General features: G+C 68.3%; 11 protein-coding genes. 7 read left to right on the top strand and 4 right to left on the bottom strand.

Annotation, left to right across the window (positions count from 1 at the left end):
* The 3 genes from A5652_RS04370 to A5652_RS04360 form a co-directional block, all read left to right on the top strand.
* On the top strand, positions 1-413 hold a 413-nt coding region (locus A5652_RS04370), incomplete at its 5' end, for an SDR family oxidoreductase (protein WP_156745151.1).
* On the top strand, positions 397-1227 hold the full coding sequence (locus A5652_RS04365) for a carboxymuconolactone decarboxylase family protein (RefSeq protein WP_369805745.1): 831 nt from the start codon (positions 397-399) through the stop codon (positions 1225-1227). The genes A5652_RS04370 and A5652_RS04365, both read left to right, overlap by 17 nt.
* A gap of 65 nt (positions 1228-1292) precedes the next feature.
* The gene (locus A5652_RS04360) at positions 1293-2213 is read left to right on the top strand and encodes a cation diffusion facilitator family transporter (RefSeq protein ID WP_067347009.1); all 921 of its coding nucleotides are present in this window, start codon (positions 1293-1295) and stop codon (positions 2211-2213) included.
* Between the two features lie 11 nt (positions 2214-2224).
* Here the strand turns inward: A5652_RS04360 and A5652_RS04355 are convergent, their stop codons facing one another.
* The 3 genes from A5652_RS04355 to A5652_RS04345 are packed head-to-tail and all read right to left on the bottom strand — an operon-like array spanning position 2225 to position 3920.
* The gene (locus tag A5652_RS04355) at positions 2225-3178 is read right to left on the bottom strand and encodes a cytochrome c oxidase assembly protein (protein ID WP_067347007.1); all 954 of its coding nucleotides are present in this window, start codon (positions 3176-3178) and stop codon (positions 2225-2227) included.
* Between the two features lie 30 nt (positions 3179-3208).
* Positions 3209-3553 (bottom strand): DUF732 domain-containing protein, encoded by a 345-nt coding sequence (locus A5652_RS04350; RefSeq protein WP_067347005.1) that lies wholly within the window; start codon positions 3551-3553, stop codon positions 3209-3211.
* 46 nt (positions 3554-3599) lie between these two features.
* Complete coding sequence (locus A5652_RS04345; protein WP_067347004.1) at positions 3600-3920, bottom strand: DUF732 domain-containing protein; 321 nt, start codon at positions 3918-3920, stop codon at positions 3600-3602.
* Positions 3921-4035: 115 nt separating this feature from the next.
* Between A5652_RS04345 and A5652_RS04340 the strand changes: the two genes are divergently transcribed.
* The 3 genes from A5652_RS04340 (at position 4036) to A5652_RS04330 (ending at position 5945) form a co-directional block, all read left to right on the top strand.
* Complete coding sequence (locus A5652_RS04340) at positions 4036-4785, top strand: Clp protease N-terminal domain-containing protein (protein ID WP_067347013.1); 750 nt, start codon at positions 4036-4038, stop codon at positions 4783-4785.
* 84 nt (positions 4786-4869) lie between these two features.
* Complete coding sequence (locus A5652_RS04335; protein ID WP_067347003.1) at positions 4870-5409, top strand: hypothetical protein; 540 nt, start codon at positions 4870-4872, stop codon at positions 5407-5409.
* Positions 5397-5945: a GNAT family N-acetyltransferase gene (locus tag A5652_RS04330; RefSeq protein WP_067347002.1), complete on the top strand. Its 549-nt coding sequence runs from the start codon at positions 5397-5399 to the stop codon at positions 5943-5945. Before A5652_RS04335 ends, A5652_RS04330 begins: the two co-directional genes overlap by 13 nt.
* Here the strand turns inward: A5652_RS04330 and zapE are convergent.
* Positions 5923-7044 carry a cell division protein ZapE gene (zapE, locus tag A5652_RS04325; protein WP_156745150.1) on the bottom strand — a complete coding sequence of 374 codons (1122 nt, stop codon included), beginning with the start codon at positions 7042-7044 and terminating at the stop codon, positions 5923-5925. The genes A5652_RS04330 and zapE overlap by 23 nt on opposite strands.
* On the opposite strand from zapE, the gene A5652_RS04320 reads away from it, so the two are divergent.
* Positions 7043-7798: pyrimidine reductase family protein (locus A5652_RS04320; RefSeq protein ID WP_067347011.1), on the top strand; the 756-nt coding region annotated here is incomplete at its 3' end. The two genes, zapE and A5652_RS04320, sit on opposite strands and share 2 nt — an antisense overlap.

The raw sequence follows: 7798 nt of genomic DNA, 5'->3' as shown, positions 1-7798 counted from the left end.
GGAACACCTGCGCGGCCGCACTCCCCCACTTGGTCGCGCGGGGCGGCGGGAGCCTGGTCAACATCAGCTCGTCGGCCGGCATCAAGGGAACCCCGCTGCACGTGCCCTACACCGCCTCCAAGCATGGCATCGTCGGGATGACCCTGGCGCTGGCCAACGAGCTTGCCGCGCAGAACATTCGCGTCAACACCGTGCACCCCACCGGGGTGGCCACCGGAATGGCTCCGCCGAGCATGCACACGCTGATCGCCGAGCAGCGTCCCGACCTGGTGCCGATCTTTCTCAACGCGCTGCCCGCAACGCTGATCGAAGCCTCCGACGTGAGCAACGCGGTGTTGTACTTGATATCCGATGAATCTCGTTACGTCACAGGGCTAGAGCTGAAAGTCGACGCCGGTGTCACCATCCGATGAGGCTTCCGTGAGCGACCGCACGCGACATCAACGAGGGCTGCGCACCTTCGCCGAGGTGATGACGATCGACCCACCCGACGACGAGGACCCATTCGCGGGCGGATTGATCGACTTCGTCTTCGGCGAGGTCTGGTCACGACCGGGCCTCAGTCGGCGCGATCGGCGGTTCGTCACGCTGCCCTGCGTCGCCGCCGCCGATGCGCAGGCCCCGCTGGAGCAGCACGTCTACGCCGCACTCAACAGCGGTGACCTCAGCATCACCGAAATGCGGGAAACGGTCTTGCATTTCGCCGTCTACGCGGGCTGGCCGAAGGCGTCCCGGTTCAATATCGCGGTGGATCTGGAATGGGCCAAGATCGCGGAGGCCCGCGGCGAGCCGCCCCCTCCCCCGCAACCCTTGCTGCCGCTGCTCACCGCCAGCGATCCCGAGCAACGCCTGCGAGGCGGCGAGGAGTCATTCAAGGAGATCAACTGCCTGCCGTTCGCGCCGATGCGTGACAACCCGTACTCGGGAGCGGGCATTCTGAACTTCGTCTTCGCCGAGATGTGGCGCCGACCCGGCTTGGGCATGAAGGAACGCCGTCTCATCACGGTCGCCTGTGTCGCCTTCCAGGATGCCGAAATCCCGATCATGTCCCACGTTTACGCGGCACTCAAAAGTGGTGACGTCTCGTTTGAGGAGATGGACGAGCTCGCGCTGCAGTTCGCCGCGTATTACGGCTGCGCCAAGGCCGACTACCTCAACCAGGTGATCGCGGAACAGAAACAACGGGTGACGGCTGAGAACCAGACCGATCACGCGCCGGTCGGCTGACCTGACCAACGGCGCCTACGGCATCGAGTGCCCTGGGCCGCTGGCGAGTCGGGCATGCTGGCGGTATGCATGTGATCAATGGAGTCCGTGACCCGGCGGCAAGCTTTCCCCTGGACACCGCGGCCGACGACGCCGGCGAGCGCCGGCAGGCCAACCGCGCCGTCGCCGTCAGCGCCGGCGGGTTGGCCCTGACCGGGCTGGTCGAGTTGGTCATCGCGCTGCTGTCCGGGTCGGTGGCGCTGCTCGGCGATGCGCTGCACAACCTGTCGGACGTTTCCACCAGCGCCCTGGTGTTCATCGGGTTCCGCGCGTCGCGCAAGCTGCCCACCGAGCGCTACCCCTACGGCTACGAACGCGCCGAGGATCTCGCCGGTATCGGTGTGGCCCTGGTGATCTGGGGCAGCGCCCTCGTCGCCGGCTTTGAGAGCATCTCCAAGCTGGTTCGCCACGGCGGCACTGGCCACGTCGGCTGGGGCATCGGCGCGGCGGTCGTGGGCGTTGTCGGCAATCAGTTGGTGGCGCGCTACAAACTAGTGGTGGGCAGGCGGATTCGGTCGGCGACCATGGTCGCCGACGCCAAGCATTCCTGGCTGGACGCGCTGTCGTCGGGGGGCGCGGTGCTCGGGCTGGTCGGCGTGGCGCTGGGCTGGGGCTGGGCCGACGCGGTCGCCGGGATCGTCGTCACCGGGTTCATCTGCCACGTCGGCTGGGAGGTGACGGCCGATATCGCGCACCGCCTGCTCGACGGCGTCGACCCCGACGTCATCACGACCGCCGAGGCCGTCGCCGTCTCGGTCCCCGGGGTGACGCATGCGCACGCCCGGGCCAGGTGGACCGGGCGGACCCTGCGCGTCGAGGTGGAAGGCTTTTTGAATGCTGACACTCCGCTGGCGGCCGCCGACCAGATCGGCCGCAGCCTCGCCGCGGCGCTGACGCCTCGGATCCCGGAGATGCAGAGCTTCACGTGGACGGCCCGCGCCGCCTAGGTGGCCAGCCGTCAGCCGCGACGGAACCGCTCCCGCAGCTGCGGGTCGTTCTCCCACCAGAGCCCTGACAGTGCAGCGCCGCCTTCGCTCTCGGTGCTGTGCGCCCTCACCTCGGCCTTGTCCAACTCGGCGTCGACGGCGATCGCGTGTGCCTTCTCGTCGCGGGACATCGCGCGCATCAGCAGCAGGACAAACGGCCACCCCACCAAATCCCCGAGGATCCACAGGACGCCGGCACCGATCGTCTGGTCGAGCCGCGGGTCCGGGCCCCAAGACCGTTGCAGCGACCCGTAATACGATGCGCCGATCAACGAGCCCTGCCAGATGATCAATCCCAGGACGCCGTCACCGAGCGCCTCGGCGACCGTGATCAGCAACGAGATCGACTGCGGGTACCTGCGGGGCACCGGGTCTTCCTGCAGCCGGGCATAGAAGTAGCCGAAGCCCAAGACCACCAACAGGATCCGTGTCGGCGCGCCGATCCACTCGTGCTGCAGGGATGCGGTGTACCACGGCGTCAGGTACAGCAACCACGGCGTGGCGAGCATCGCCACCGAGGTGGTCGCCGGATGAAGGAGCACGCGCGCGAACCGGGTCGCCAACGTCCTATCGATGCGGTCGCGGCCCGCCGACCCGGCGGCGTCGCGAAAAACGGTGACCGGCTTGGCCTGTGCGATGAAGAACGGCACGACGTAGAGCAGCAACAACACCTGCAGCGCGCGCACCCAGAACAGGACGTAGGCATAGGCACCGACGGCGCTGATCGTCGCCAGCACCCATACCAACATGCCGATTCCGAAGCAGGCAGCGTTCGCGGCGCGGACCGGACGTTCGTTGTCGCGACCGCGTCGGTAGCACCAGGCGTATCCCGAGGTGAGCACCGCGACAAGAGCCGCGGAGGCGAGGTCGAAATGCCAAGTCTGAACGGCCGCGTCCCATGTCAGCGGTCCGGGATCGACGCGCACGGGTACCAGCCTATTGGCGGCCGGATTGGCTCAGTTGCCGGCGGGACCGTCCGGCTTCGGACCGCGGTCCTCGCCGGTGATGTACTTCGGGCAGTAATGGGCGGCCGAGAGGTAGGTGAACTTGGCCGCGCTGGCGCCCTGGAAGGCCGGATTCTGGTTGCGCAGGTCCGTCACGATCTTCGCGTCGGACTGGCCGTCGTCGAGCAGCTCGCACACCGACTTGCCGATGGTGATCGCGTTGCCGCCGTCCTGATAGGTGATGCCGGCGTCGCGCAGGTCTTTGAGAAAGTCCTGATCGTTGTCGATGTCCGCGTGCGCGGGCGCGGCCAGGACGATCACGGTTGTGAGGCCGGTCAACCCCAGGAGAAATCGCATAACGCAGTGATTGTCGCAAACCTGCCGGTGCGCGGCATCTCGAGCGCTACGAAGGGTTCGGCGTGCTCGTCGTGATGGCGCCCGGGCAGTACGTGGTGGCGGCGATGGCCGCGAACTGGTTGGCCTTGTCCTGGCTCAGCGCGGAGTTCTTGGACAGCAGCGTCTTGACTACGTCGGGCATCTGCGTGCCCTGGCTGACCGTGTCGCACACCCACTTGCCCGCGCCCACGGCCTTGCCCGGGTCGGCGAACGTGATGCCTGCCGCCTTCAGCGAAGCGATGAACGAGTCGTCGGTGCTGTCGGCGTGCACCGGGGCGGCCAAGCCGATCGCGACGGCCAGACCACACAGTGCGAACAGTGGCTTCATGACTGACAAATTCTCCCAGAGCGGTCAATAACCCGCGCCATTATGAACGGCGTATACAAACACTGACGTCAACCCACAGTTGACTCCAGAGGTGCGTCAACTTATGGTTGACGACATGTCCGAGCCAGTCCGCATCGCCTACCCGATCCGTCTCGACGAGTTGATCAACGCCATCAAGGCGACCCGCCCGGATGTACTGGATCAACTCGCCGACGCCGTCCTGGCCGCCGAGCACCTCGGCGAGATCGCCGACCATTTGATCGGCCACTTCGTGGACCAGGCCCGCCGCTCCGGAGCGTCCTGGACCGACATCGGCAAGAGCATGGGCGTCACCAAGCAGGCCGCCCAAAAGCGATTCGTGCCGCGCGCCGAGCCCGCGGCCCTTGATCTCGAACAGGGGTTCGCGCGCTTCACCCCGCGGGCGCGCGGCGCGGTCGTGGCCGCCCAGAACGCCGCGCACGAAGCGGGCAACAGCGAGATCACCCCCGACCATGTGCTGCTCGGCGTGCTCAGCGATGCGGCCGCCTTGGCGACGGTGCTGCTGCGTCTGCAGAACGTCGACACCGAGGCGCTGCGCGCCGCCGCGACCGGGGCCATCGCCGCGCTACGCATGGATGCCGAACCGCCACAACTCATTCCATTCAGCGGGCCGGCGCGCAAGGCGCTAGAACTGGCCGTGCGCGAGGCACTTCGGCTGGGCCACAACTACGTCGGCACCGAGCACCAACTGCTGGCGCTGCTGGAGCTCGAGGGCGGGGACGGCCCGCTGCACCGCGGCGGAGTCGACAAAGGCCGGGTCGAGGCGGATCTGCTCACGGCGCTGCAATCCCTCGCGGGCGGCGAAAGTGCCGCCGGAGAGGGCTGATCAGTGTGGCCGACCCCTCCCTTCCGCATCCACGCGTGTGCAATCATGCGAAGGTCCCCCGCAACGGCGTCAAGGAGGCACGACATGGCGAAGACGCACCGCTGGCTGCTGGTGGTGGCCGCCTTTCTGGTCGCGGTCGCCGGCGTCACGGTGGCCGGCATCGCCGCGATACCGGTGCCGCGCGCATGGGCCGGTGACGCGCCGATCGGCCACCTCGGTGACACGCTGCGAGTGGACAACGGCACGTTCATCGCCGACATCACCGTGAGTGGCGTGGCGCCCTGCGACCCGCCGCCGGGATTCGGCTACACCCGCGAAGGCACCTTCAGAGGCTTCCCGGGCAGCACCGTCGACCGCGCGGACGTGACCGTCCGGGCGATCCGCGTGCCCAATCCCTACGTCATGGCGACCGTCCTGAGTTTCAACGGGGTGACCCCGACCGCCGACGCCTACAAGCCGCGAGCCTCCGATGCGCCCGACGCGCTGGACAACGTGCTCGTCAATGCCCCGAACGGGGCGATCGTGCGCGGCGGCGTGTACTGGGACGCCTACCGCGATCCCGTCTCCGCCGTCGTCCTGCTAGACAAGAAGACGGGCTATCACCTCGCGCAGTGGAACCTCTGACAGGAATCTTCCAGATCGCGCCGGCGGGCCCCGGTGACGCCCTAGAGCTGGCTGCCGTTGCGGCACAGACTTTTCCGTTGGCATGTCCGCCCGCGGCGAGCGCGCACAACATCGCGTTGTTCATCGACGCAAACCTGTCGGCCGACCGCTTCGACGAGTACCTCAGCGATCCGGGTCGCGCCATCGTCGCCGCGCGCCACGACGGCCGAATTGTCGGGTACGCCATGCTGGTTCGCGGCGTCTCCGATCACGCCGGCGTACGGCGGGCCGTGGACATTCGCCCGGCGGCCGAGCTGTCGAAGATGTACCTCCTGCCCGACCGCCACTCCAGCGGGGCCGCGGCGGCGCTGATGGAACGCATGCTGGCCGTCGCGACCGACTGGGGCGTTCGCTGCGTGTGGCTGGGCGTGAACCGGGCAAACCAACGCGCGCAACGCTTTTACCTCAAGAGCGGGTTCGCCATCGCCGGCACCAGAACGTTTCAGCTGGGCACCGACGTGGAAAGTGACTATGTCATGATCCGCGAGGTGGGTTAGCCGCGGCGGTGAGCGCCAGGAGCCGGGAAGTGGCCCGCAGGTACTTCTTTCGGTATCCCCCGGCCAGCATCTCCTCGCTGAAGATGGTGTCCAGCTTGGTGCCCGAGGCCACCACCGGAATGCCCGCGTCATAAAGCCGATCGGTCAGCGACACCAGCCGCAGCGCGACGTTCTGATCGTCGATGCCGTGCACGCCGGTCAAGAACACCGCGCTGACGCCTTCGATCAGCGTCAGATATCGCGACGGGTGCATGGTGGCCAGGTGGGCACACAGCGCATCGAAATCGTCGAGCGTCGCGCAGGCGATCCGCGCGGCGCGCGCAACCACCTCGCCGTCGGACAGCGGCTGCGGCGCCGGTGGCAACCCGCGGTGCCGATAGTCGGGCCCCTCGATCCGCACAGTCGTGAAAATGCTTGCCAGCGTGCTTATTTCCCGCAGGAAATCCTGCGCCGCGAAGCGGCCCTCGCCGAGCTGCTCGGGCAGTGTGTTGGAGGTGGCGGCCACCGACACGCCGCGCTCGACCAGCGACGAGAGCAGCCGCGAGATCAGCGTGGTGTTGCCCGGGTCGTCGAGTTCGAATTCGTCGATGCAGACCGCCGTGTAGTTGGCCAGCAGGTCGATGCACTCGACGAAGCCGAACACGCCGGCCAGCTGGGTCAGCTCGCCGAACGTCGCAAACGCCTTGGGGGCCGCGCCATCCGGTGACCCGCCCGGCCCCCCACCCGGCAGCTGGTAGTAGGCCGACGCCAGCAGATGCGTCTTGCCCACGCCGAACCCGCCGTCCAGGTACAGCCCGATGCCGGGCAGAATTTCCCGCCGGCCCAACAGCTTTCGCCGGCCGGCGCGCCCGTCGACGGCCTGGCGGCAGAACTCCTGACACGCCAGGACCGCGGCGGCCTGCGTCGGCTCCGCCGGATCGGGCCGGTACGTCGCGAAGCTCACTTCGGCGAAGGTCGGGGGCGGTCGCAATTGGGCGATCAGCCGTTCCGGCGACACCGTCGGGTGCCGATCCACCAGGTGTGCCGGGCCGCCCGAAGCGCCCGGGGAGGTGGACCCGTGCATGCAGGAACTGTAGCGGCGTGCTGCAATCAGACTCATGCCCGACTCTGGCGGCCCCGAGAGTTTCGCGACCTCCCCGACGTCGGAGACGCCGCTGTCGCTGCTCGGGTCGGTACGCGGACTCGGCGACGACGACCTGGCCGGTCTCTACGGTTATCCCGAGCGCGACGGGACGTGGGTGCGAGCGAACTTCATCACCAGCGTCGACGGCGGGGCGACCTCGGGCGGCAGCAGCGGCGCGATGGGCGGCCCGGGCGACCGGTTCGTCTTCAACCTGCTGCGTGAGCTCGCCGACGTCATCGTGGTGGGCGCGGGCACGGTGCGGATCGAGGGTTACTCCGGCGCGCAGGTCGGCGTGGCCCGGCGCCAGCGGCGGCAGGCCCGCGGACAAAGCGAGGTCCCGCAACTGGCGATCGTGACCGGGTCGGGCCACCTCAACCGGGACATGGCGGTGTTCACCCGCACCGAGGTGCAGCCGCTGGTGCTCACCTGCACCGCGGCGGCCGAGCAGACGCGCCGCGCGCTCAACGGCCTGTGCGAGGTGCTCGACTGCTCCGGCCGCGATCCCGAGAAGATCGATGAGGCCGCCCTGCTGGCGGCCCTCGGCGCGCTGGGCATGCGCCGCATCCTCACCGAGGGCGGGCCGACACTACTGGGCTCGCTGATGCAGCGCGACATGCTCGACGAGCTGTGCCTGACGATTGCGCCGCGCCTCGTCGGCGGCCAGGCGCGACGCATCGCGGCCGGCCCGGGCCAGCTGCTCACCCGAATGCGATGTGCCCACGTCCTGACC

This window comes from Mycobacterium sp. 1165178.9 (genome assembly GCF_001673555.1).
GTDB lineage: Bacteria > Actinomycetota > Actinomycetes > Mycobacteriales > Mycobacteriaceae > Mycobacterium.
The sequence above is the reverse complement of the archived record's forward strand: the minus strand, read 5'-3'. Positions and strand labels throughout refer to the sequence as shown.

Coding starts and splice junctions, on each gene's coding strand:
- A5652_RS04335 (WP_067347003.1), top strand. CDS start 4,870: ATGGCGAAGACGCACCGCTGGCTGCTGGTGGTGGCCGCCTTTCTGGTC.
- zapE (WP_156745150.1), bottom strand. CDS start 7,044: ATGAGTCTGATTGCAGCACGCCGCTACAGTTCCTGCATGCACGGGTCC.
- A5652_RS04345 (WP_067347004.1), bottom strand. CDS start 3,920: ATGAAGCCACTGTTCGCACTGTGTGGTCTGGCCGTCGCGATCGGCTTG.
- A5652_RS04360 (WP_067347009.1), top strand. CDS start 1,293: ATGCATGTGATCAATGGAGTCCGTGACCCGGCGGCAAGCTTTCCCCTG.
- A5652_RS04350 (WP_067347005.1), bottom strand. CDS start 3,553: ATGCGATTTCTCCTGGGGTTGACCGGCCTCACAACCGTGATCGTCCTG.
- A5652_RS04340 (WP_067347013.1), top strand. CDS start 4,036: ATGTCCGAGCCAGTCCGCATCGCCTACCCGATCCGTCTCGACGAGTTG.